The organism is Actinomyces oris (genome assembly GCF_001929375.1).
GTDB lineage: Bacteria > Actinomycetota > Actinomycetes > Actinomycetales > Actinomycetaceae > Actinomyces > Actinomyces oris_B.
This window is the reverse complement of sequence record NZ_MSGO01000041.1, coordinates 67,534-92,206: the sequence shown is the minus strand read 5'-3', so window position 1 is coordinate 92,206 and position 24,673 is coordinate 67,534. Positions and strand designations below refer to the sequence as shown.

Below are 24,673 nucleotides of genomic sequence, written 5' to 3'. Positions count from 1 at the left end.
CCGGTGAGGCGGGTCGCAGGGCACGCCCTCAGTAGCGGCCGAGCGGGCTCAGCCCAGCTTCTGCTGGGCCTCAACGGCCCGCTTGACGGCATCGTTGAGACGCTTCTGCGCATCGCCGTATGCCGACCAGTCGCCCTTGCTCCTGGCGTTGTCCGCGTCGGTCATCGCGGTCTGAGCGTCGGAGAGCGCCTGGTTGAGCTCCGCCTTCGGGTCCGAGGATCCCGAGGCCTGCGGGGTGGCGGAGGCAGTGGGCGGCGCGCTGGCCGAGGCCGTGGGCGCGGCGCTCGGGGCCGGCGAGGCCTTGGCCCCGCCATCCGCCGTCGGGTTCTTGCCATCGGTCGTCTCATTGGTGTCATTGGCCGCGGCGGCATCGCCGTCGATGGCCTCCTGACCCGTGGTCGCCCCGGAGTTACCGCCGAAGACCTGGTCGAGTGCCCCCGAGAGGGTGTCGGCGAATCCGACGTTGTCCCCGAAGGAGACCAGCACCTTGCGCAGCAGCGGGTACTGGGTGCCGGACGACGACTGCACGTAGACGGGCTGGACGTAGAGCAGACCGCCTCCCACGGGCAGCGTCAACAGGTTGCCCTTGATGACCTGGGAGCCCTCCTGGGAGAGGAGGTTCAGCTCCTTGGAGATCTCCGGGTTGGAGTCGAAGATGTTCTGCACCTGCCCGGGCCCGGCCACGTTCGAGGACCGGGGAAGCTCCAGGAGTCTCAGCTTGCCGTAGTTCGGGCTGCGCTCCCCCTTCTTCCCGGTGCCGGGAGAGGTCTCGGAGTCCACGGCGAGGAAGCCGGTGAGCACGTTGCGGTTGGTGTTTCCACCGATGATGTAGGCGCTGGACAGGGAGAAGCTCGCCTGCTCCTGCCCCGGCATCTTGAGGGTCAGGTAGTAGGGGGCCTGCTGGTCCTGGCCGGGCGTGGTCGGGTCGTCCGGGATCTTCCAGAAGTCTCCACCGGAGTAGAACTCCGCGGCATCGTTGACGTGATAGGTCGCCATCATGGTGCGCTGGACGTTGAACAGATCCTCGGGGTAGCGCATGTGGGCGATGAGGTCGGCGCTCATCTGGCTCATGGGCGTGACCGTCCCGGGGAAGACCTTCTGCCAGGCCTTGAGGATCGGGTCCTTGTCATCCCACTGGTAGAGCTTGACCGACCCGTCGTAGGCGTCCACGACGGCCTTGACGGAGTTGCGCACGTAGTTGGACTCCTCCGGCGCCCTGAGAAGACCGCCCTTGTTGTCGGCGGTCGCCGTCGCCCTGGCCAGGGACTCGTGCTGGGCGTAGGGGTAGTTGTTCGTCGTGGTGTAACCGTCGACGATCCACATGACCCGCTTGGGGGTAGCCGGGTTGTCATCGTGATCGACGACGGCCGGATAGGGGCTGTTGTCCAGGGTCAGCCACGGAGCCACCTTGGCAACGCGCTTGGCCGGGTCCCGGTCGTAGAGGATCTGGGAGCCCTCACGCACCTCCTGGGAGAAGAGGATGTTGGCCTCCCGGAACTTGGCGGCGTACAGCAGACGGTTGAACGGGTTGGACACGCTCGGCCCGCCGTTGCCGGCGAAGGTGGTGTTGACCTGACCGGTCTTGGACTTGTCGTCGGGGTAGTCCAGCTCGCGCGGCGAGCCGTTGTCCTTGCCTCCCACGATGGAGTAGGACGGCGAGGACTGACCGAAGTAGATCCGGGGCTCGTACTCGCCCAGGTCGCCCTTGGACGGGATGCCTCCCTCCCAGAAGGAGGGGTAGCCGCGGGTGGCCACCGTGTTGCCGTAGGCGTTCACGACACCGTAGCCGTGGGTGTAGACGGTGTGCTCGTTGACCCAGGTCTGCTGCTCCTCACCGAGGCCGGACAGGTTCAGCTCACGCACCGCGATGACCGTGTCCCGGCTGGTGGAGCCCACCTTGTAGCGGTCCACGTTGAGCCGGTTCGCGAAGGAGTAGTACTGCTTGTTCTGCTGGACCTGCTGGAAGGTCGGGGAGATGAGCCCGGGGTCCAGGAGCCGGATCGAGGTGGTGGACTCGGCGTCCTTCTCCAGCTGGCCGGCCGTCGTCTTCGTCGTGGCGTCGTAGTTGGTGGTCTCCACGTTCTCCAGACCGTAGGCCGCCTTGGTGGCGTTGATGTTGCGCTGGATGTACTCGGCCTCCTGGCGCTGGGCGTTGGGGTCGACGATGAACTTCTGGATGACCAGCGGGTAGGCGGTCCCCACCACCAGGGAGGAGACGAGCATGACGACCACACCGATGATCGGCAGGCGCCACGAGCTGGAGCGCACCGAGGCGATGAAGAGGATCGCCACGGCCAGTCCGATGGCCGCGAGGATCGCGTTGGCGGGGATGACCGCGTTGACGTCGGTGTAGTTGGCGCCGTCGAACTTGGAGTTGGAGGCGTACAGGGCGCTGTAACGCCCCAGCCAGTAGCCCACGGCCCGGATGACGGCGTACAGCGCCAGGAAGACCGCCAGGTGCATGCGGGCGGCCTTGGTGAAGTGGGGCTTGCGCACCACGGAGATACCGCCGTACAGGTAGTGGACGACGATGGAGGCCACCCCGGAGAACAGGATGACGCCGGACAGGAAGGACACGAGCGTCAGCACCGCGGGCAGGATGAAGACGTAGAAGGAGATGTCGATCCCGAACTGGGGGTCCTTGACTCCGAAGGACTGGGAGCTGAAGGCCAGCAGAATCTCCCGCCAGCTGGGGGCCAGCTCCCAGGCCGAGCCGAACAGGGCCAGTACCGCCGGCACTGCCCAGGTCAGGCGCCGTCGCAGGGGCTCGATGACGGAGCGGTAGGCCTCGAGGTTACGCGAGGCCTCGTCGTCGGGCATCCCGATCTCCCGGGCCCGGTAGGCCGTGGTCATCGAGACGAAGACGGCCCCGAACATGATGGCGAATCCCACGAGGAAGAGGACGATGAGGGCGACCCACTGCGTCCACAGCACACGGGCGTACCCGATCTGGCTGAACCAGAGGACCTCGGTCCACACCTGCGACAGGATGCCGATGGCCACGGCGATGGCCGCGATGATCGAGATCGTCAGGGCCAGCGGGCCAGGACGACCGCCGCCTGTCCTGCTGCGCGGCTTGCGGGGAGGACGGGTCCCGCCCCCGCCCCTGCGTCCAAGGCTGAACAGTCCGGTTAAGTTGTCAGGCTTCCCCTGCCGGGACGAGCCGGTGGACTTGCTCGAGGACTCCTCGGAGGTGGAGTCCCGAGACTCGTCGTCGGGCCTGGTGCTCACGATCCTGCTCCCTGTCTGACGTGCATGGTGACGCCGCCTCGCACACGGTGAAACACGGCGTCATCGGCCGGAGGGGCCGCTGGGGCCATCGTCCCACACACCTCTGACACGGCCATAACCTTCTCCAGGATGAGAACTCGGGCGGGGACGGCGCCCCCTGACCGATGAAGCCTCGTCATTGGAGGAGGCGGCGCCGCCAGTGAGACGATGGCGGCGTGACTGACACAATGCATGACCAGGCGGCCACCCCGGGCACGGACAGATCCGTCTCCTCCTCGGTACGGGCCCTGGCCCGCGCGGTGACCGAGACGGAGACCCACGTGGCGGCCCATGGCTGGGACCAGCCGGTGCGTGTCTTCGCGCTGGTGCGCACCGCCGAGGCGCTTGAGACCGACCCGGACGTGGCCGGTCTCCTGGACGCCGCCACCGTGGAGGAGGCCCGCACGGCCCCCGATCTGCTCATGGTGGTGGAGCAGGAGGGGCTGCCGCCCGCCGCGGACCTGGAGCACCTGCTGGCCCAGCTCGCCTGGCCCGACTCCGTCCACGGCGCCGCCATCAGCGTCGAGAGGCTGGTCCTGCCGCCTGCGGCCCAGAAGGAGGCCGAGGCCATCGCCGATGCCGCCGAGCGTCTCGCCTTCCTCCAGGAACGTCCGGACCGCGAGGACATCCGCATGGTGGTGGGGGTCCTGCGCAGTGGGCAGTCCTGGTGCGCGCTGCGCTCACGCAGTCACGACGACGACGCCTCGGTCTACCAGGGCGAGCGCCTGGTTCCTGGCCTGGTCGAGGCCCTGGCGGCGACCTTCCTGTAGCCGGTCACCGTCGGGCGAGCGCTCGACGCCCCTCGCCGGTACCGCGTGGCTCCGTGCGTCTCAGGCCTTGTCCGTGCCGATCGGGTCCTGCTCGTCGGGCTCGCCAGGCGAGTCGTCGTCCCCGGCGCCGTCCGAGGCGGGATCGGCTGACTGGCCGGGCTCCTGGGAGGAGGCGTCATCGGAGGCGGAGATCCGGTCCCCGAGCCCCTCGGGGCTGTTCTCATCGGCCTCCTTGGCGCCCTCGGCGTACCCGAGGGTCCCGTCCAGCAGGGAGGCCAGGTCGGCGTCGATCTCGGCGTCGATGTCCTGGGCCATGCGCCGCATGGTGAGGAAGTCCCTGGGGTTGGCGAGCTCGGAGGCCGTGGGCATGACGTCGGGGTGGTTCCAGAAGGCGTCGCGCTCGGCGTCACCGGCCTGGGCGCCCAGGTGGGCCCACAGCTCGGCGGCCTCCCTGGCCCGGCGGGGCCGGAAGGTCAACCCGAGGAGGCGGGCGAAGACCTGCTCGGCGGCGCCGCCCTGGGCCCGGCGCCGGCGCATCATCTCGGCCAGCGCCATGAGGTGGGGCAGGTGCGGTGCGGCCGCGCGAGCGGTGACCACCTCGACCCAGCCCTCGACCAGGGCCAGCAGCGTCTCCAGGTCCTCAAGGGCCTCGCGCTGGGCCGCCGTCTCCTGGGGCGCGAACAGCCCGCTCTCAAGGGCCTCGCGCAGGGCGTCGGGGTCGTTGGGATCCACCTGGGCCACGGCGGACTCCAGGGTGTCGGTGTCGATGCGGATCTCGCGGGCGTAGGCGACCACGGCCTGAAGCACCTGTCCGCGCAGCCACGGCACGTGGGCGTAGAGGCGGGCGGTGGCGGCCTCCCGCACGGCCAGGAACATGCGGGCCTCGTCCTCATCGACCTCCAGTCCCTCGGCGAAGGCGGCCACGTTGGCGGGAACCAGTGCCGTGCCGGGCTCACGGGTCAGGGGCAGGCCGGTGTCGGTGGCCCCCAGCGCCTCCTTGGCGAGCTCACCGATGGCCTGGCCGATCTGGAGGCCGAAGGCCGTGCCGGCCATAGTGCGCATGATGGAGCCGAGCGCCCCCATCTGCTGGGCGGCCTGCGCCATCTCAGCCGGCATGTCCTGAATCTGCTTCTCCAGGGTGCGGGCCAGGGCGGCGGTGACGGCCTCGGCCACGGGGGCGCACACGTCCTTCCACACCGGCAGCGTGCGCTCGACCCAGGCGCTGCGGCTCCAGGCCTCCCGCTGCCCGGGGGCGGGCATGAACTCGGTGGCGGTGTCCAGCCACAGGTCGGCCACCTGAAGGGCCTGGCGCGTGGACTCGGCGACCGCGGCGGTCACCGTGGGGTCGCCGTCGCCGCGCGCCTGCCGGAGGGCCAGCTCCTGCCCCATCTGCCAGTTGACCGGCTCGGTGGTGGAGGCGGAGAACATCTGCTGGAACTGGGCGCGCATCGCCAGCAGCTGGGCGGGACTGAGCTGGGAGACGTCCCCCACTCCCGGCATCTGGGCGATGGAGCTGGGATCCATCCCGGATGAGCGCAGGGCGCCGACGGCGTCGGAGGCCATCTGCTCGCCGAACAGTGATGCGAGCATCTTCTCGAGCTCGTCGAAGGCGTCCTCGCTCACGGGGTTTCCTCTCGCCGGGTCGTCCTTGGGCATCGTCCAGGCCGTCTGGGGCGCCTGGACACTGTCGCTAACGGCCTTATGGTCGCACCCATTCCTGTGCCGCGGCTATGTTCCGTTCGCCGACGGCGTGCCCGTAACCATCCCGGTGAGGCTCGGGGCTTCTCCGCGCCAGCATCGTGCCGGCACTGTGTCGACTTCGTGCCGGGTTCGTGCCAGGTTCGTGTCGGTATCTGCCCGTCTTCCCCAGGAAGATGTCGCATGATGAGCGCGTGACGCACCCAGACCAGCACGACGCCGCCGACACTGCGGGCTCAGCCTCCCCGAACAACCCCCAGCCGGTGCGGGAGCATGAGGACGACCGGCTCGACCAGGCCGGGCACGCCGAGGCCCCGCACACGCAGCCCTCCCCGCAGGACCGGCGTCGGCGCAAGCTGCGGCGCTCCGTGGTGGCCGGGGCGGTCCTTGTGGTGGTGGCCCTCATCGTCGCCGTCTTCACGGTGCCGATCAACGTGGTCATTGAGGCCCCCGGACCGACCTGGAACGTGCTGGACAACGGCTCGTCGTCGAGCCAGGACGTCCTGAAGGTCTCGGGCACTGAGACCTACCCGACCGAGGGAGCCCTGCGGATGACGACGGTCTCAGTGTCGGGCTGCCCCGGCTACCCGGTCACCACGGCCGACCTCATCGTCGCCTGGTTCTCGGCGGACAGGCGGATCGTGGACCGCAACCAGGTGTGTCCTCAGGACCAGAGCGCCGAGCAGGTCGAGGCGACCGGTAAGGCCCAGATGACCGCCTCGCAGGACTCCGCCGTCATCGCCGCGCTCGTCGAGACCGGCAAGGCCGGCGCCATGCACCTGACCGTCACCCAGGTGACCGAGCAGCAGACCTCAACGGGGATCCAGACCGGGGACGTCCTGGAGACCATCACTCCCGAGGGCGGCCAGACCACGACCATCACCTCCTTCTCCCAGCTGCGAGAGCTCATGACCACCATCGCCGAGGGCACTCGGGTGACACTCGGGGTGCGCCGCGGCGAGCAGCAGACGAGCGCCGCACTCACCACGATCGCCCCGCAGGAGGGGGCGACCGGTTCCCTGCTGGGGCTGAGCCTGAAGATCTCGGTGGACAGTCAGGTGGACGCCACCTTCAGCCTGTCCGACGTCGGCGGGCCCAGTGCCGGCATGATGTTCGCCCTGGGGATCGTTGACGAGATCACCCCCGGGGCCCTGACCGGGGGCAAGGACATCTCCGGGACCGGGACGATCGACATGACCGGGCAGGTCGGCCCCATCGGCGGCATCCAGCAGAAGATGGCCGGTGCCAGAAAGGCCGGCTCCACATTCTTCCTGGCCCCGGCGAGCAACTGCGACGAGGTCAAGGGCCATGAGCCCAAGGGCATGCAGGTCTTCGCCGTGAGAACCCTGCACGAGGCCGTCACCGCCACTCAGGCGATCGCCTCGGGTGACACCTCCGGCCTGGCCACCTGCTCAGCCAGGTGACCCCCGCTGACCCGGCGCCCCGCCGGGGATAGTTATCCACAGCCCGGCAACTGCCTCTGGCGACTCGGCTCCACCCCGTGCCAGTGTCGCTCCATGTCCTGACGCGCTTGTCAGGATGTCGAGCTCCCGGCGCCCCTTCGGGTTCCAGGAGGACTGTGAGGAGGCACGATGCGTGTACGTGGTGGGTGCGCCATCCTGTGGCGTCAGCAGGGCGTCAGCCAGATCGGGACGAGCCCCGGGCGGCGCACCATTGTCAGTGACCTGAGCCTGGCCGAGCAGCGCCTGCTCGATGAGTTCGCGCGCAACCTGGAGAGCACAGGCGTCTACCGGGCCGCCCGGCGCAGTCGGGTGCCAGTGACGCGGGCGCGTCAGATCGTCGCGGACCTGGAGCGTCAGGGGGTGCTGGTGGCCTCGGCGACCAGCGAGCTCGGCGGGGCCGACGGCGTCTACTGGGACCGGCTGGGAGCTGACGCCAAGGGCCGCGGCACGGTCCTGTCCCAGGCCGTCCTGGCGCTTCACGGCGTGAGCACCCTGGCTCAGGAGACTGCTCTGTGGCTGGCGGAGGCGGGGGTGGGCACGATCCTGTCCACCCGGTCCCCGCAGGACGGGGGCCTGGCTCCGCTCCTGTCGGCGCGCTTCCCGGCCCTGAGGACGCGGGCGCCGTTACGCACTCGTCCCGACGTCATGGTGACGGTGGACGCGCACGTGATCGAGCCGCTGCTCGCGCGCCGGCTCGCCCAGGAGGACGTGGTGCACCTGCCGGTCGTCGTCGGCGAGGCGGGGGTGCGCATCGGGCCGGTCCTGGGCGGCGGCGGCCCGTGCTCGACCTGCCTGGACCTGTGGGAGAGGGACGCCGACCCGTGCTGGCCGGCACTGGCCACGCAGATGCGCACCCTGCCCATGCCCGAGGTCGAGCACCTGGTCCTGCACGAGGCGGCGGCGTCGACGGCTCGGGCCGTCATCGACACGCTGGTGGGGCAGGCGTCCGGGGCCGACGGCGCCCAGGACGAGACTGAACCGGGCGAGGAGGCGAGCGGGGGCTCGGCCGCGTGGTGGTCCACGCACTCGGTGGAGGTCACCGGCCAGGAGCCCCGGGGGCGGCACAGGGCCTGGGAGCGTCACCCCGAGTGCCTGTGCTCGCAGCTGTGAGCGCCGTCGGGCAGGAGCTCGCCTGGGCCGCTCAGCTCTCGGCCTCGAAGTCGCGCAGGAGGGCCAGGACCGGCCCGCCGTAGTCCTGGAGCTTGGTGGCGCCCACGCCGCGGATGAGGGAGAGCTGGGGCAGGCTGGTGGGTTTGACGACGGCGATGTCCCGCAGGGTGGCGTCGGCGAAGACCGTGTAGGCGGGCCTGGATCTCTCCTTGGCGACCTGGGAGCGCCAGGCCCGTAGCTCCTCGAACAGGGCGATGGTGCGGGGGTCGTTGTTGGCCTCGAAGTCGGCGGCGGACTGCCGGGAGCGTTCCTTGGCGCTGCGGCGGCCCTGGCGCCGGGAGGCGTCTTTGGCGCCGTGGCCGGTGGGCCACAGGCCGTCCAGGAAACGGGAGGGCTTGCGGGCGGCCCGTCCCCCGGTGTTGCGGGCGCGCGCGTAGGAGATGATGAGGTGCTCGCGCGCACGGGTGACGCCCACGTAGAGCAGGCGCCGCTCCTCCTCGATGGCGGCCTGCCCCTCGGCCAGGGAGATCGGCAGCAGCCCCTCGCAGACGCCGGCGAGGATGACGGCGTCCCACTCCAGACCTTTGGCGGCGTGCAGGGAGGACAGGGTGACGCCCTCGACGGTGGGGGCGTTCTGGGCGTCGGCGCGCTCACGCAGCTCGGTGTGGAAGGCGTCGAGATCGGCTCCGCGGGTCTGGGCCATCTCATCGGCCAGGGCCACCAGGGCGTTGAGGGCGTCCCAGCGCTCGCGCACGGCTCCGCGGGGTGCGGGCGGCTCCTCGCTCCAGCCCTCGCGGGCCAGGACGGTGCGCGCGTCCTGGCCGAGGTCGCCGGTGAGAGTGGCCTTCTCGGTGCGGGCTGCCCCCAGGATGACGGCCATGGCGCGTTTGACCTCCTCGCGTTCGAAGAAGCGCTCGCCGCCGCGCACGAGGTAGCCGATCTGGGCGCCTGCCAGGGCCTGCTCGAAGACCTCGGACTGGGAGTTGGTGCGGTACAGGATCGCGATCTCGCTCAGGGGGACCCCGGCGGCCTGCAGGCGGCGTACCTGAGCGACGGCGCCCTCGGCCTCGGCGATGTCGTCGTCGTAGGTCTCGAAGCGCACGGCGGGGCCGCTGGGCCGCTGGGCGACCAGCTCGACGGCGCCGGCGGGCAGGTGCAGGCCGCCTCCCCCGCGCCGCGAGCGCGAGAGGACCCGGTTGGCCAGGGAGACGACCTGCGGGGTAGAGCGGTAGTCGCGGCTCAGGCGCACGGTGCGCGCCCCCTCGTAGCGGGTGGCGAAGCCGGTGAGGAACGCGGGCGTGGCCCCGGTGAAGGAGTAGATGGTCTGGGAGACGTCCCCCACCACGCACAGCTGGCGGCGCCGTCCCAGCCACAGGTCCAGCAGGCGCTGCTGGAGCGGGGAGACGTCCTGGTACTCGTCGACGACGAAGTGCTTGTACTGGCCGCGCACCTGGGCGGCGACGTCCTCGCGGTCCAGGAGGATCCCGATGGTCAGCAGGAGCACGTCCTCGAAGTCGATGACGCCGCGCTCGCTCTTGGCCTCCTCGTAGAGGGACAGGACCTGGGCGACCGTGGCCGCCTCCTGCCCGGCCACGCCGGTGCGGCCGGCGGCGACGGCGGCCTGGGCGTAGTCCTCGGGCAGGGTCATGGTGACCTTGGCCCACTCGACCTCGGCGGCCAGGTCCCGCACGGTGGCCCGGTCGGTGGGCAGGCCCAGGCGGCGGGCGGCGGCACCGACCAGGGGCGCCTTGTGGGCCTGGATGTCGGGGCGACGCCCGCCGATGGCGGTGGGCCAGAAGTAGGTGAGCTGGCGCAGGGCGGCGGCGTGGAAGGTGCGGGCCTGGACGCCGGGGACGCCGAGGTCGGCCAGGCGCGAGCGCATCTCGCCGGCGGCGCGGGCGGTGAAGGTGACGGCCAGGACCTGGGTGGCCTGGTAGGCGCCGGTGGCCACGCCGTGGGCGATGCGGTAGGTGATGGCCCGGGTCTTGCCGGTGCCGGCGCCGGCCAGGACGCACAGGGGTCCTTCGAGGTGCTCGGCGACCTCGCGCTGGTCGGGGTCGAGGGCCTCCAGGAGCCTCGATGCGTCGAGAGGGGCGGGGTGGGGGGTGGTCGGGCTCATCGGCACCAGCCTGCCACGCGGCGGTGACAGGAATCGACGGTCCTTGGCCCGGGCCGGGTGGCGTCAGCTGACGATGGGGCCGCCGTACCAGTCCTCGATGAGGAGGCGGGCGATTGAGGTGGGGCCGGGCAGGAGGATGCTGCCGTCGTCGGCGGCCGCGGTGAGCTCGTCACGGGAGACGAGGCGGGCCTCGACGACCTCCTGACCGTCGGGTCGGGGCCGGTCCTCGCCGGGGGCCAGGTGGGCGCGGCAGCCGAGCATGAGGGAGCGCGGGAAGGGCCAGGGTTGGGAGGCGACGTACTCGACATCGGCCACGCGCAGTCCGGTCTCCTCCCACACCTCCCGGGCCACGGCCGCCTCAACGGACTCCCCGGCCTCGACGAAGCCAGCCACGACCGAGTAGCGCCGGGGAGCCCAGGTGGCGCCGCGCACGAGGAGGAGGCGGTCGGAGGTGTCGGTGACCGTCATGATGACGGCCGGGTCGGTGCGCGGGAAGTGGACGGTGGCGCAGTCGGAGCAGCGGCGGGCCCAGCCTGCCTCGATGATCTCGGTGCGTCCGCCGCAGGCCGGGCAGTAGGCGGAGCGGGCGTGCCAGGCGGCCAGGGCGGTGGCCGTGGTGGCCAGGCCTGCGTCGCGGGCCGTCATCTGGGCACCCATGGCTCGCAGGGCGGAGAGCGGGTAGCGCTCCAGCAGGCGGCGCAGGTCGGGGTGGTCGACGGCAGTGCCCTCGGCGTCGGAGCCGGTGGCGGGCGGCTCGGGGGCGTCGGGGACCTCGAGGGCCTGGGGCACGACGACAGCGATCCAGGCGGGGCCGGTGGGGGCTGCGTCATCGGCGAGCTCGCGGCCCATGTAGAGAACGGCCAGGTCGGGGCAGCAGGTGGGGGCGGAGGCTCCGAGGTAGCCGACGCGCAGGTCGGGAAGGCCCCAGCCGCTGCGGGTGCCGGGGCCTTCCCAGGCGGTGGCGCCGGGGCTGCCGATGAGGCTGGGCGGGGTGAGACCGTCGTCAGGCAGGTCGGGGTGGATGGCGGGGCCGGTCAGGGCGACACGGCCGCGGGCGTCGACCAGCAGCACGCGGGTCTCGGGGTCGGCGGCGAGGCGCTCCAGCAGCCCGGGCTCGCTGCGTCGCTCGGCGTCGCGGTCGGTGGCGGAGCGGGACAGGGCGAGCTGGTCGGTGCGCATGGGTTCACTCTCCCATCCCCTGCTTCGAGGCGCACATGGGCGCGCCCATACCGATAGGAGGTGAGTATGGGACTTGGGAGCTTCCTCGGCGACGTCCACGACGCATCCTGTGGCTCGGAGGCGCGGGTGCGAGGCGGGGCCGGCGGGAATGTGTCCATATGGGACGGTTTTAGCGACGAGTCGGTCGAGAGCCATGAGCATCTGTACAGGTCAGAGCGTTACTGGTTGGCTCCGCATGCGAAAAGCGGGTTCAAAACCGTCCCATGTGGACAAAGTCTGGCTCTTCTGAGCCGCCGTCTAGGCTGGGGGTGTGCGCACCTATCTCGATCATGCCGCCTCCTGCCTGGTCCGCCCCGAGGTCGCCCGGCAGGTCGCTGAGGACCTGGCCAGTGGGCTCGGTGGCTGGGCGAATCCGAGTGCGCAGCACACTGCGGGCCGGCGGGTGGGGGCGCTGCTGGCGCAGGCGCGTGCTCGCCTGGCGAGTGCTCTGGGGGTGGATGCGCATGAGGTGTTGCTGACTTCCGGTGGCACGGAGGCCGATGCCCTGGTGGTCTCGGGGCGGGCGCGAGCGGTGCCGGGCGGGCGGCTGGTGGTCTCTCCGATCGAGCATCCGGCGGTTCTGGACTCGGCGCGCACCGCCGTGGACCAGCTGGGGGCGGGGCTGAGCCTGCTGGAGGTTGACGGCACCGGACGGGTCGAGCTCGACTCGGTGGATCGGGCGGTGGCGCCGGCGGGCAGCACCGACCACTCCCCCGCTTCCCTGGTCTCGGTGATGACGGCGAACAATGAGACCGGCGTGGTTCAGGACATGGCGGCGCTGGTGGAGCGCGTGCGTGAGGCCAGTGGCGCCGGGCGCCCCGGCGAGACCGGGTACGTGCCCATCCACTCCGACGTAGTTGCGGCGCTGGGGAAGGTTCCGGTGGACTTCCATGGCTGGGGCCTGGATGCGATGAGCCTGAGCGGCCACAAGCTGGGGGCGCCGGTGGGGGTAGGGGCCCTGGTGGTTCGCCGCGACCTGGCGTTGACGCCGGCCACGGGCGGGGGCCGTCAGGAGCGGGGGCTCCGCTCGGGCACGCAGGACGTGGTGGCGGCCCGGGCGCTGGCCCTGGCGGTGGAACTGGCGGTCGCCGAGAGGGAGGAGCAGGAGTCCCGGCTGGCGGCGCTGCGGCGCCGGATTCTGGAGGGCGCTGGGGCACTTCCGGGTGTTCACGCCACATTGCCGGAGGGTGCCGATCATGTGGCCTCCACGGCGCACCTGTGGTTCGAGGAGGCCGACGCCGAGGCGCTGCTCATGGCCCTGGACCTGGCGGGGGTTGATGCATCGGCGGGGTCGGCCTGCCACGCCGGGGTCACCCAGCCCAGTCATGTGCTCCTGGCGATGGGCTTTCAGGAGGGGCCGGCCCGCTCTACGCTGCGCTGCTCCCTGGGTCGGGAGACGGGCTCCGACGATGTCGAGCGCCTGCTCGCCGCCCTGCCCGCCGCCCTGGAAGGGGCCAGGCGAGCCTGGAAGGTGACGCACAAAGAGCAGTAGGTGGGGATCGACGACCGTAGTAGGTGCATCAATCCCCACCTACCTCAATGAAGTGCAGTTCCCGAAGGAACTGCAACCTCGTGTCCATCCTCAGCGCCGTCACGCCCTCCGCGCCTCAATGAAGTGCAGTTCCCGAAGGAACTGCAACCCAGTGACCCACGTGCCCGCCTGCGAACCGGACCCGCCTCAATGAAGTGCAGTTCCCGAAGGAACTGCAACACCGGACAGCTTCGACTGCTCGGGCCTAACGATGATGGCGCCTCAATGAAGTGCAGTTCCCGAAGGAACTGCAACCTGGAACGCCTGGCGCGCTTCCTGGCTCACCTGCTGAGGCCTCAATGAAGTGCAGTTCCCGAAGGAACTGCAACCGCCGATCCGTCACCCACCCGTAGAGGTAGGGCTCGCCTCAATGAAGTGCAGTTCCCGAAGGAACTGCAACGGTCCGCTCAGTATAGCCCGTCACCAAGCCCCTCTGAGGCTGCTTCGCGAGCGCTCCGTGCTTGGACTCCCGCTCAGCCGCCCCACCCCTCACCTCACCTCGCAGAATCCCCGCCATTTCAACGTTCTGTTGCCGCGAGCGCTGCCCAGGGTTCTTTGAGTACCGGAGCGCTCGCGTCAGGCGATAAGCGGCCCCTCCGGCGTGATGGTCCTGGTCAGGCCGACGTAGGAGAATCGTTGCTCATCGACGGAGGACAGCAGGCCGACGTCGCACAGGAGTACGGAGTCCTCATCCGTCTTGATGACTTCTTCCAGCTCACCCCGCATCCGCAGGAGCTTGGCCGGCGCCGCATCCACCACGAACACGGAGTACTGGATGCGGTCCCCGTACTTCAGCAGCGTCTTCGCCACCCGCGTCCGGCGTCGGTCGGACGGGACGTCGTAGGCCACGAGAACACGTCTGACATCATCACGCATCAGCGCACCGTCACTCCCTTGTAAGCCGCTTGAGTCCCGTCGATGGTCCCGAGCACGAGTCTCGCCTGGACCTCAATGGCTCGCCGCCAGGTGACGTCGTAGCCGAACACCGGGTGCCGGAAGGAGGTCTCAATGCGGCGCTCGAACCCGGAGATCAGCTGCTTACGCCCACGGTCCGTCATCCGGCAGCTCCCCATCTCCCTTGAAAAGTCCTGCTCGGTCAGCTCACCGTTGCGAAAGGAACGCACGACGACAGAATCGGCCACCGGCGCCCTGAACTCCTCCATGAGGTCGAGTGCCAGAGCGGGCTTGTTACGGGAGCTGGAGTGGAGGAACCCGGCGTGGGGGTCGAGGCCGCAGGCCACCAGCGATCGGATGCAGTCTCCTAGAAGCAGGGCGTAGGTGTAATCCAGAGCCGCGTTGGCGGGGTCGGGCGCCGGCCGGCGTCGTCTTCCTTTCCACCGGGACGCGGCAAAGGCCGCTGTATTTCCGGTGAGCATCGTCGGGAAGGAATCGAAGTAGAGCCCGGCAGCCTCACCCTCCACTCCAAGCAGTTCTGCCAGCGACTGCGCTGACACGGCGTCGCGTTGCAGGCGACGCATCCGCTCCACGGTATCAGCGGCCTCACCGTTACGTCGCAATAGCGTGGCCTGGTTCGCGATCTTCGCCGAGACCATCTGCTGGGCGATGTCCAGCCTCCCCTCGGCGCTGGCAACATGCTGGCGCACCCGCTGGAGTCCATTGGGAGAGTCCGCGCCCTGAGACCAGCCGATCACTCGGCCGGACCATGAGCACCACACCACGCACCGGTCGCGCCAGCACAGTTCACGCAGCAGAGCCGAGGAGACATCGACGTTCCCATGGACCACTAGACCGAGTACTCGTTCAATCGGCACGCTGAGAAGGCGCTCTCCGCCCTTGGTGGCCTCGACTCGCCCGCCACTGAGGGACACCCACGAACCAGCGGTGGCCGCGTGGAGGATCTGGGCGTCGGGGGCGGAGGCGACAACCCGCCGCCGGGCGTTCTCATACCGATGCTCAGAAGGCAGGCACACAGAAACGTGAGAGCACCACTGGCAGCGACTGTCATCGTCAGGCGGCTCAGGCGCCTGGGGCGCCCCAATCAGACGGCGCGTACGTGCGACCGCTTCCTCAGCCCGGGCGAAGTCAGTATCGGTCAGGTCGACCTCGACTCGCCGGCGGTGTCCGGTGAAGTAAACCTCCGTACACCGAACCTCTCGTCCCATCTCCTTGAGACACAGGGTCTGAAGCGCAAGCTGGAGCCGGTTGGCATAAGTGACCTCGGGACGACGCCGCACAGGGGTGGCCTTGTACTCCACGACGGTCAGCGGGCCATCATCTGTGCCCTCAATAACGTCGCAGCGCCCGGACAGCCCGAGGCGCTCTGATCGCACGTTCACCGCCCGATACTCACTCGCCCTGCTCTCCGCGGCATTGTCGACGCGCCGGTGAGCGTCCACTCCGGCTTGCATCTGCACGGTGTCCGTCTTCTCCCCCACCGATTCGAGCCAGGCTCTCCTCGGGCAGTAGATGGTGTGCACCACGAGACTGATCGGAATCGGGTCCGCAACCATGCCAGTATCCATGTTCTGTCTCCTTTGACAGATAAAACGGTGGCGATATGTCAGCTCCACCACCTGAGCACGCCCTGAGGAACCTTCAAGACATAGGTCGGAACAGCGAAAAATTCACCGTACTGGCGGGCACCCACACAGCCAACCGTGCGGGCACCCGCCTATGCGATGCTGTCTGCCGCCCCGGCGCTCCGATTCAAGGGCGACCGACTCTTGTTCAGGTCAGCACCTCCAGTCTCCCCTCGCCCAAAGAGCGCTCGGGGGCATTGGGGTTATCACTGACGTTGACGCGGAACGTCAGGATCGCTCGGGCACTGTGCGCCACGAGCCAGGCACGCGCCATTCTCACTGCAGCAGCCGACTCCGTACTCGTCGCAGCCTGGATGACCTGCTCGGAGACCACCACCGCCCGCCACCTGTCCAAGGAATGAGGACCTACGAGGACCGGGACCACCAGGTGCGTCGGGATGAAGTTGCCAATCGGCACTGCCCCGGCAGTGACGGAGGCTCCCATGAGTCGGTGGATGACAGGGAATGACGAGATCCCCCACAGGGCGCACCAGGCGACGGCACTATCGGTGAACCGAGGCGAGGTCAGCCCAGTGGCCGTCCTCGATTTTTCTGACGACTCCTTCGCGTATGCTTCATCTATTACCACTTCACCAACTAACCCAGACCTAACACTCTCCCCATCTCGAGTTGCGACGATCTCAGCCAAGCCTCGCAGTCGATCATGAACAAAGTTCTGATAATTCTGTCGAGTTTTCATTTCCCATCTACTGGCTCCACCATCAACCTTACTCCACCAGTAGGAAGGCTCACCAAGCCCACCCATAAATTCCAGATCACCCCATTTGGAACCATCCTCCCGACACCGATCAATCACAAAATGACGACGCCTTTGAAGATACCCCCACTTACACTCTTTTCCTTGATCAGGCCTGGAAATCCGAGGACTCATAACAGCGGCCACCCACCTACCTTTCTTGTCGACCCACGGTTCGCTTTCCAAGTCAGCTTGCACCCAACTTCCTGGAGCCACAGACGCCGCGGCGTGCTCATGAACAGCAACCGCGATGTCCGCATCGTCGTAGCCGTCCGCGGTGACAATCATCCGGGGCTCGGCGGCGTCGGTCCAGCCGAGCCGGACGCGCTCGGCCCCGTCACCTTCCAGAATGAGCGCCAGCCCAAGTCCCGCGAAGGTTGTCAGCGCGCTGGTGATTTCTCCACCAAGGATCATCCCCATCACTTCCCTTCCATGGAGATCATGCAGTCCGCGGCACGCAGCAGCGCCTCGAGATAGGCGGTCCCCCAATGACCCCACTGCCTGTCAGTGCGGGCGATCAATGACTCCCACTCGCCTTCACCCACCAGCTCCTCCAAGGCATCTGCATGGTCTGGGCCCGCAGTGGCCGGGTCGTGGTCGAACAGGGGCCTACCACGACCATGACTGGTCCCCACCAGCCTGGCGACCAGGTCCCGGAGCTCTCGCTCGACGCCGTCGGGCTCAGCCTGCTCCCAGTAAGCAGCTGCGGAGACCAGCTCGTGGCGCCACCCCGCAGGGAGCCCAGCATCGGCCCATGCGCGTCGCACGGCCCCCAGCGATGCACTGCGGCCCCCGCTCTTGGCAAGCACCTCCCTGCCGCCGGGATCACCCCGCCACAGAAGCCGCTGGAAACGGGCATCGTTCTTCCCGACGTCGTGCCAGGTGCCGGCCTCTCTCAGGGCCGCTGCAGGCACCGACTCAATACCGATGCCATCGGCAAGTGTCCCCGCGCGGGCGGCGACCGCCGCGTTGTGGTCCGCAAGGAGTACCCGGTGGCTCACGGACCAGGTGGAACGGTCGTCGGAATCGTCGTCCGGTGTCACGCTGCTGCGCCGAACCATCCATGCGGGCTCGTCCTCCTCACACCACCCCGGAGGCCACACCACTGTTTCCCCCGGAAACATGTCACTCAGCTCATCCGGTTCCAGATCCGCCAGCCGGCGCAGTTCATCAGGATCGGTCACGACGTCGGCCACCCCGTCGAGTTCCCCGTAGGGCACCGGCTCGCCCCGTTCCTCACCATCCTCTGTGACGACGCCGGAGGTCAGAAGCGGTACGGAGGCATCCAGGATGAGGATGTCGCCGGGGCGAAGCACACGAGACGTGTTCTTGTCTCCGCCTTCATCCTCGAGGACCATCGTCTGCCACTGGGGCAGGATCGCCCCGTCTCGCCACAACACCGACCGGTCCAAAGGATGATCCGTATCCTCTATCAGGCGCTGCACCACCTTCCGTGCGGTGGCCAGAGTCATGGGGTAGACCTCACGATCCTGCGGAGGAACCTCAGTCAGCAGAGTCTCGCACTCCGTCGCATCGGGCAGGTCCTTCAGGTGCCTCAGGACAAGCCCCACAGTTCCGGACTCAGGGTCGAGGTCATCACGGATCCACAGATCGAGCTCCGGTTCGACGACGAGCCTCATCGACGTCTTCGACCACAGGGCCGCATCCCAGGGCTCAGGCCGCTGGTACAGCAGGCGGCGCGAAGACTCCGCAGGCGGTGCCTTCGGCTTCTCGCTGACCGTCAGAGGAGACAGGTCGCCGTCATCGGCACGGTTCAGAATCCATGTGCGAGCAGCAAGCAGGTCTTCCTTCCGGTACGGTAGTACGTCCTTGCTCAACGGTGCTTCCCTTGGAGGGCCGACGACGGTGAACCACGCGCGGTCACGCCGCCCCTGCCGGTTGACCCGGCCGGCGCGCTGAGCCAGGGCACTTGCAGGGGCGAGCTCGGTCACCATATGGACCAGGTCCAGGTCGACCCCGACCTCGATGGTCTGAGTCGCCACGAGAACGTCGATACCCGGTTGCCCTGAGACATCGAAGAGTCCAGGCTCGTCTTGCCTCATGCGTTCCAGGTCCCAGGGGCGCATGCGCCCCACCCACAGCCGGCAGTTCAGCCCCTCCTTGCCGAGAGCCTTCGCCACCTGAACCGCGCTGTCCACGCGGTTGAGGACACACCCCACCGTCCGAGGGTCCTCGGGGAGGAGCTCGCGCGCATCCTCAACAGTGGCGAGCACCTGAGAGACAAACTCATCGCGATAGGCCTTCGTCATCTTCCCGTTAACGGGCCACGCGGTCGTCTCCACGTACCGAGCCGACTTGGGTGCCCGTACCCGAGCGGCCAACCGGGCGTCATGAGCCAGCGACTCCGGAGTGACGCCGATGATGTCTGTCGCGTCGTCTGAGGGCGTGGCCGTCATCTCCACGGTCTGGAGCGCCGGGATTCCGAGCCGCTGCGCGCTTGGAGCGCACAGCTGCCCCACCCTCCGGGCAGTCACGAGGATCTGGCGGCTCAGGTGCGCCTCATCAACCACCACGGTGGCATCGAGGGCCAGCATCCCTGCCAGCCTGGGACGCGCGAGCCGGGAAGCACCGTAGGAGCGGAACAGCAGGCTCGACGCCCACATGGCCGGTGTAATGCACAGCACTGCGCACGCCTCCGGGGCGTTGAGCCAGGCCCGGTCCGTGGCCGCCGCTCCCCGCATCGTGGTAGTGACCAGCGGGATCCTGTCTTCGGCGTCGGGCGCACGCAGTCCGACCAGGGCGTCGCGCACACGACTGAGGATCGAGTCATCCGCGGGCGCCTCCTCCAGGATGCAACGAATCCTTGCCGCACGTGCGGCGTGGGAGTCGGTCAGCGCCCTGCGGTTGACCACCACGGCCAGCCGTCGGGGCAGGCGCTCAGCAGCACCGACCGCGAGCAGAGCCATGGCGAAGACGTGTATCTCCACGACCGATGACTTGCCCGCGCCGGTCGGCGCGATGATCTGCTCGGGCCAGGTCCCGGTGTCAACCAGGCGCCTCAGCAGATCCTCCTGCCAGGCGAAGGGCCGCCTCCCGGCACCGTGAACCGCTTCGAAGAAGTCTCCGAAGTCCTCGATGGCAATCACGGCCGCCTCCCGACTACGCTCTGCGCGAGCTCGGCAGGCAGGTCTGCCGGTACCAGCAGGCCCCCACCCAGGTGCCGGCTCTGCCCTACGGCGGCCAGTTCAGTGTTCGCCAGGAGGTCCCCGGCGCTGAGGAGTGCGGTGTAGGGCTGGGCGGTCATGCCGCGCTGCATCTTATGGGCGTAGGAGCTCGGGTTCCTCGTGATGCGGTGGTACCACATCGCTCCAGCCCCATGCTCACGTACCTGGGCGGCCAACGAGCGGTAGCCCCGGGTGCCTTTGGGCACGGCTTCGAGGTGATCGCGCCACACAAATCCCAGGGACAGGAGGATCGCATCCTCGAAGGTCCACTTCCCTCGCTGGCGGGTCACCTCCGGCACCGCCACCGGCGTCGGGGACCACAAGCGTCGGGTCCCATCAGCAGGTGGGCGCCAGAACGTCCTCGCATCGGCGACCTCCCCCAGCCGGTGCAGACGGGCCTCGGCCCAACGGGAGCGCACCTGGGTCATTCCGATCAAGGCTCTCCAGATGACGGCCCGGTCGTCATCGCCGATGTCGGAGGGCAGCATGACAAGGAAGGCGCCTGGAGCACCGGATGCCGCTTTGAGCGTCGACTGGGCAAGAACGGAGGCGGGAACGTACTGGATGGCCAGGTGGTTGGCGGGAGCCGCCAGATCCCGTTGGTAGTGCCCAGTGACGACTGGAGGAGCTCCCTCACCAATGCGTTTAATGAGTGCCTTGTGGAAGGCGACGCACCAACCCAATCGGCGTTCCGCAGAGAAAGCTCGCTCGGTCCCATCAGCGGCGGAGAAGACCAGGACATCGCCCCAAGGCGACTCATCGTTGTTAACAGGTTTCACAGCCTCGTACCTGACCGTCCGCAGGCACTCCTCGGAGGTTGGCAATGCTCTGACGGAATCTCCCGAGGGACGGAACATGTCTGCGGACGCCGTCGGCGCTTTAGGAGGCCGGGAGCGAGAATGCAGCTCGCGGAGCACGCGGGTTCGCCCCGGTGCGGGGACCTGTACGCGCAGACCCTCAGGAGTGAAGGCGGTTGCGGCAGGATCGAGCCGCCAGTTCGCCTCCACCTTCTCGGTGCTCATGACCACGGGACTGTCCATCTCTCCAAGGCACGGCACGTCCTCACACAACCGCGAGAGCGCGTCACAAACACCGTCTGGCATGTCATCCCAGAGCCAGCCGATCTCACCAGTGATCGCGTAACCGTCGGAGATGGCCTTGGCAGCGGTCTTAGGCTGATCCTTCTCGATCGTGCCCGTCTTCCGGTAGGCGACTCTACTGCTTGACTGAACTGGAGCCATGCTCGGGACATGCAAACCGTTGGGAGGGTGCTCCTCCAACCAGGTCAACGCCTCATCAATATCGGGGGCCACCTGGCCGTCAGCGCCCGCAGTGACCCCGGTATGGGAGGCACTCACGAATGCGGAGAACAACCGAGCCGGCGATGGGAACGGATCGGGGCTGCCGTCAGCTGCATGCCCGTGGTAGACGCCGAGCGGAAAGTGCGCGGTAATGCTGACAGGAGCCATCAGTCATCCTGCGCATCGTCAGTCGCAGCAGCCAGAATCACCGGATTGCCCTTAACGTTGAGAATAAAGCCGTCCCAGTTCAGGTTGGCCGTCTGAACCGCATAGTCGATGGCGGCGCTGAGCAGGTCCTGGGCCTGATCGATGCTCAGCGGCTCGAAGCTCTCCTTCTGCCCGTAACGCTTGTCCAGGGTGACGACTGCGGGGCCGGCCTCCACCAGGTCGCAGTTGGCCCGTAGGAGGAGCTCGGCATCGGAACGTGCCAGGCCGTTGAGAGCGAGTGCAGCCAGCAGCGCCCGACAGGCGATGTCTCCCTCCGGCGTCGGAGAGTCGAAGCGCAGGGCACGAAGCGCAGCAAAGCTCAGCACGTGGGAGCGGATGATCGCTTGGCAGGTGACGCCACCGAGCTGCTCCAATGACGGCGGGATAGCCCCAATGCCAAGTCGAGCCAACCCTTCTTTTTCATCCTTACCAATGGAATTGTCATACGTCTTTTTTGACAATTCTTCCTTCTGCGCATCAGCGATTGCTTTACGGCCCGCCCGGTCCAGCTGGATTCTTGCACCCAGGGGATCGATCCGGGCTCCTCCACGCTTGGACTGGTTCGCCTCCGGTCCACCTTCCTGGTCTGCGAGGATCCCGATGATCTCACCGACGAGGATGCTGCGGTAGCGCCCCTGATGGCTCTTACGGCTGGCGTCCCAACCGCCGAGCAGGAGCGTCATAGGGCTGTGCTCCAGCAACGGGCGCGCATGGGCCACGGTGGCGTCCCGCAGCTCCCGGTACTCTTGAGCCGCGGTCACCGATTCTCCGTTGATGGTGCCGGCTCGGATCTGCCCATCGAAGGCTCGGTGCGGCAGGTCAAGATCGCTGTAGACGATCTCCTTGCCGTCCTTCTCGAAGTGCAGCTCAATACGTGGAGTGCGGGCCAGTACGGGGTCCCCATCCGCGATGGCCGCAGAAACGGCAGCCTCCAACCTGTTGTTCTGCGACTGCTTGGAGTCGATGAGGACGGCCGTGACGGCTTCCCCGTTCCAGAAGCGTCGCTCATAGGCGAACACGGGCTTACTACCGGAGACGAACTTGGCCGGAGCGACCGAGGCATGAGGGCCGGCCGCCGGCTCCAAGGGGGTGACCGAGGTCAGGACGCTGGCTCCGCCGGGGCTGCAGGCGTCAAGCAGGTGCTGAAGGGTGATCGTTGACATGTAGGGTCTCCTCGTTGAGGTAGGTCCGTCTGACCTACACCTACATCCCTACACCTGACCTACGACACATATGACGCGACGATATTGCGGGTTGACTCCGGCGGCGAAACGCTGTTACGGCCCGAAGCTCTCTGCCATAGTGAGGGCATGCCCAAGCAGAACAGACGCATCGTGACCCGCTGCGTGCGAGTCGTGGGCGCCGTCGTTCTCACGCTCTTCGCGATCGTGGGCACATGGCAGGGCTCCGACGGCTCCTGGGGCATCACGGCCGGCGCTGCGCTGGCAGTCATCGTGCTGCGGTGGCGCCGAGAGAGGCCCGACGCCGTCCTCGGCGTCCATCTTGTGCTGTGCGCACTCCAGCTCGGCGTCACCGACTCTCCGCTGCCCGCGGATCTGACGATCGTCGTGTCCCTGTACGCGGCAGGCCGGTGGGGCGAACGGGGGCTCACGCCGGTGTGGGCCATAGCCGTTGTCGTCGGCTCGACGCTGGGGGCGTGGGACTGGAACCGGGATGAGCTGGGAATCGTCCCGCTCTCCCTCTGGGCCCGGGACATGGCGCAGGCCGCCTTCGCACAGCTGTGCAGCGCCGCTATCGCCTGGGGCCTGGGAAGATTCGTGACGCAGCGCCGCCAGCTTCGGGCCAGCCGCCTGACGGCGGAGGAGCAGCGCCGGGCTGCGCACGACGCAGCGCTGCGCAACGAGATCGCCAGGGAGGTTCACGACGTCGTCGGACACGCCCTGGCGCTGATCGCCGTGCAGGCCGAGGCGGGCCACTACCTGGCGGCCGGCTCCGAGGACATCGACCTCCCCGCCGACGAGCGACTGGAGCAGGCGGCTCAGGCGCTCGGGCAGATCCGGGCGACCGCGCACTCGGCCCTGGCCGACACCCGCAGTCTGACCCGCACTCTGGCCTCTCCCCCGCAATCGGAAGAGCACCGGAGCGCCGCAGAACCCGCTGAGCCCGACGATGCCCGGCCCGCCTCCCCCGTCGCCGAGACGCCGCTGCGTCCGGTCCCGAGGATCGCTGATCTGCCCAGGATCGTCGACGACGTCCGTGCGACCGGGCTGCCGGTCACCCTGTCAGTGGACGACCGGCTGATCAGTGAGGGCGAGCAGACGGGAGGCCGCAGTCCGCTCAGCGCGCAGGCGGAGCTCGCCCTGTACCGAACGACGCAGGAGTCTTTGACCAACGTGCTCAAGCACGCCGAGGCGGCCGCGGTCGAGGTGAGGCTGGAGTACCGTGACGACGAGGCTCACAAGGAGGTCGTTCTGACCGTCGCCGATCAGCCCAGCACTCCCGGCGCCGGGGCGCTTACCCCGAGGGCCGGCGGTCGCCTCCCGTCGTCCGAGCAGACGCCCGCGGACACCGGCGGGGGCCAGGGACTGGTGAACCTGCGCCAACGCCTGGCGGCGGTCGGCGGCTCCCTGGAGGCCGGCCCGGGCCCCGGGGGAGGATTCATCGTGCGCGCCCGCATTCCCTCCGAGGCCCCTCAGTCGACAGCCGTGAACCCAGGAGGAGAACCGATATGACCCGAACTCTGCGCATTGCGCTGGTGGACGATCAGGACCTGGTCCGTTCCGGCTTCCGCATGATTCTCGATGCTCAGAAGGACATGTGCGTGGTCGGCCAGGCCTCCGACGGCGTCGGTGTTCTTCCCATGGTCAAGGCCACTCAGCCCGACATCGTCCTCATGGATATCAGGATGCCCACCCTGGACGGCATCTCCGCCACCCACGCGGTTCTGGGCAGCCACCCCGACCTCAAGGTGCTCATCCTGACCACCTTCGACCTGGACGACTACCTCGTGGCGGCGATGCGGGCCGGGGCCTCGGGCTTCCTGCTCAAGGACTCGACGGCGCCCGAGCTCCTGGCCGGTATCCGCGCCGTGGCCCGAGGAGACTCGGTGGTGGCGCCGTCGGCCACGCGCCGGCTGCTGAAGCGGTGGTTCGCCCCCGCCGGTTCCACCGCCGGCCCAGCCGGCCCCTCGGAGCCCGGCGCCGGCACCGTACATACAGAGTCCATCGATGCTCTATCCGACCGGGAGAAGGAGATCGTCACGCTGGTCGGACGCGCCATGAGCAACGCCGAGATCGCCCAGCACCTCGTCCTGGCCGAGTCGACGATCAAGTCCCACCTCAACCGGATCCTGCGCAAGCTGGAGCTGCGTGACCGGGCCCAGCTCATCGTGCTGGCCTACGAGAGCGGACTCGTGCGCGTGGGTGGGTAGCCCGGCACCGGTTGCGCGTCCCCGAGTTGGAAATCGCCCCGACGCCTTGCAACCCCGGGTGGAAACTGGCCCCCATCGGTCACGATGACCGTCGTCGAGTTCTACGGTCGGCT

At 68.5% G+C, this 24,673-nt stretch carries 16 protein-coding genes and 1 CRISPR repeat array; of the genes, 6 read left to right on the top strand and 10 right to left on the bottom strand.

What is annotated here, in order from left to right; all coding sequences use genetic code 11:
- Positions 1-48: 48 nt before the first annotated feature.
- Positions 49-3,231, bottom strand: a complete 3,183-nt coding sequence (locus BKH32_RS10345; protein WP_075249958.1) for a UPF0182 family protein — start codon at positions 3,229-3,231, stop codon at positions 49-51.
- A 227-nt stretch (positions 3,232-3,458) separates the two neighbouring features.
- Between BKH32_RS10345 and BKH32_RS10340 the strand changes: the two genes are divergently transcribed.
- Entirely contained in the window at positions 3,459-4,040 is a 582-nt protein-coding gene (locus tag BKH32_RS10340) for a PPA1309 family protein (protein WP_081376777.1), read from the top strand.
- Between the two features lie 60 nt (positions 4,041-4,100).
- Here the strand turns inward: BKH32_RS10340 and BKH32_RS10335 are convergent, their stop codons facing one another.
- Positions 4,101-5,663, bottom strand: coding sequence for a zinc-dependent metalloprotease (locus BKH32_RS10335; protein ID WP_075249956.1), 1,563 nt, complete (start codon positions 5,661-5,663; stop codon positions 4,101-4,103).
- Positions 5,664-5,914: 251 nt separating this feature from the next.
- Between BKH32_RS10335 and BKH32_RS10330 the strand changes: the two genes are divergently transcribed.
- Together BKH32_RS10330 and BKH32_RS10325 are read left to right on the top strand one after the other, a co-directional pair.
- Entirely contained in the window at positions 5,915-7,162 is a 1,248-nt protein-coding gene (locus BKH32_RS10330; protein ID WP_178384618.1) for a YlbL family protein, read from the top strand.
- A 168-nt stretch (positions 7,163-7,330) separates the two neighbouring features.
- Entirely contained in the window at positions 7,331-8,311 is a 981-nt protein-coding gene (locus BKH32_RS10325; RefSeq protein ID WP_075249955.1) for a hypothetical protein, read from the top strand.
- A 31-nt stretch (positions 8,312-8,342) separates the two neighbouring features.
- Here BKH32_RS10325 and BKH32_RS10320 read toward each other — a convergent pair whose 3' ends face one another.
- Positions 8,343-10,430 (bottom strand): ATP-dependent DNA helicase UvrD2, encoded by a 2,088-nt coding sequence (locus BKH32_RS10320; protein WP_075249968.1) that lies wholly within the window; start codon positions 10,428-10,430, stop codon positions 8,343-8,345.
- A 63-nt stretch (positions 10,431-10,493) separates the two neighbouring features.
- On the bottom strand, positions 10,494-11,609 hold the full coding sequence (nudC, locus tag BKH32_RS10315) for an NAD(+) diphosphatase (RefSeq protein ID WP_075249954.1): 1,116 nt from the start codon (positions 11,607-11,609) through the stop codon (positions 10,494-10,496).
- Positions 11,610-11,919: 310 nt separating this feature from the next.
- On the opposite strand from nudC, the gene BKH32_RS10310 reads away from it, so the two are divergent.
- Positions 11,920-13,140: a cysteine desulfurase family protein gene (locus tag BKH32_RS10310; RefSeq protein ID WP_075249953.1), complete on the top strand. Its 1,221-nt coding sequence runs from the start codon at positions 11,920-11,922 to the stop codon at positions 13,138-13,140.
- 40 nt (positions 13,141-13,180) lie between these two features.
- A CRISPR array of direct repeats spans positions 13,181-13,579; the repeat unit is 37 nt; unit sequence CGCCTCAATGAAGTGCAGTTCCCGAAGGAACTGCAAC.
- A 176-nt stretch (positions 13,580-13,755) separates the two neighbouring features.
- Here BKH32_RS10310 and cas2 read toward each other — a convergent pair.
- From cas2 to cas7g, 6 genes are all read right to left on the bottom strand, one after another.
- Entirely contained in the window at positions 13,756-14,055 is a 300-nt protein-coding gene (gene cas2, locus BKH32_RS10305) for a CRISPR-associated endonuclease Cas2 (RefSeq protein WP_075249952.1), read from the bottom strand.
- Positions 14,055-15,662 carry a CRISPR-associated endonuclease Cas1 gene (cas1, locus tag BKH32_RS10300; RefSeq protein WP_256691616.1) on the bottom strand — a complete coding sequence of 536 codons (1,608 nt, stop codon included), beginning with the start codon at positions 15,660-15,662 and terminating at the stop codon, positions 14,055-14,057. The genes cas2 and cas1 overlap by 1 nt, the downstream gene beginning before the upstream one ends.
- 205 nt (positions 15,663-15,867) lie before the next feature.
- Entirely contained in the window at positions 15,868-16,896 is a 1,029-nt protein-coding gene (locus BKH32_RS13650) for a hypothetical protein (protein WP_143222793.1), read from the bottom strand.
- Positions 16,896-19,583: a type I-G CRISPR-associated helicase/endonuclease Cas3g gene (gene cas3g, locus BKH32_RS10290; protein WP_081376776.1), complete on the bottom strand. Its 2,688-nt coding sequence runs from the start codon at positions 19,581-19,583 to the stop codon at positions 16,896-16,898. Before cas3g ends, BKH32_RS13650 begins: the two co-directional genes overlap by 1 nt.
- Positions 19,580-21,130, bottom strand: coding sequence for a type I-G CRISPR-associated protein Csb2 (gene csb2 / locus BKH32_RS10285; RefSeq protein WP_075249950.1), 1,551 nt, complete (start codon positions 21,128-21,130; stop codon positions 19,580-19,582). Before csb2 ends, cas3g begins: the two co-directional genes overlap by 4 nt.
- The gene (gene cas7g / locus BKH32_RS10280) at positions 21,130-22,332 is read right to left on the bottom strand and encodes a type I-G CRISPR-associated RAMP protein Csb1/Cas7g (protein WP_075249949.1); all 1,203 of its coding nucleotides are present in this window, start codon (positions 22,330-22,332) and stop codon (positions 21,130-21,132) included. The genes csb2 and cas7g overlap by 1 nt, the downstream gene beginning before the upstream one ends.
- A 147-nt stretch (positions 22,333-22,479) precedes the next feature.
- Here cas7g and BKH32_RS10275 point away from each other — a divergent pair, with 147 nt between their 5' ends.
- The gene (locus BKH32_RS10275) at positions 22,480-23,862 is read left to right on the top strand and encodes a sensor histidine kinase (protein ID WP_075249948.1); all 1,383 of its coding nucleotides are present in this window, start codon (positions 22,480-22,482) and stop codon (positions 23,860-23,862) included.
- Positions 23,859-24,560 (top strand): response regulator transcription factor, encoded by a 702-nt coding sequence (locus tag BKH32_RS10270; protein WP_075249947.1) that lies wholly within the window; start codon positions 23,859-23,861, stop codon positions 24,558-24,560. The genes BKH32_RS10275 and BKH32_RS10270 overlap by 4 nt, the downstream gene beginning before the upstream one ends.
- Positions 24,561-24,673: the final 113 nt, after the last annotated feature.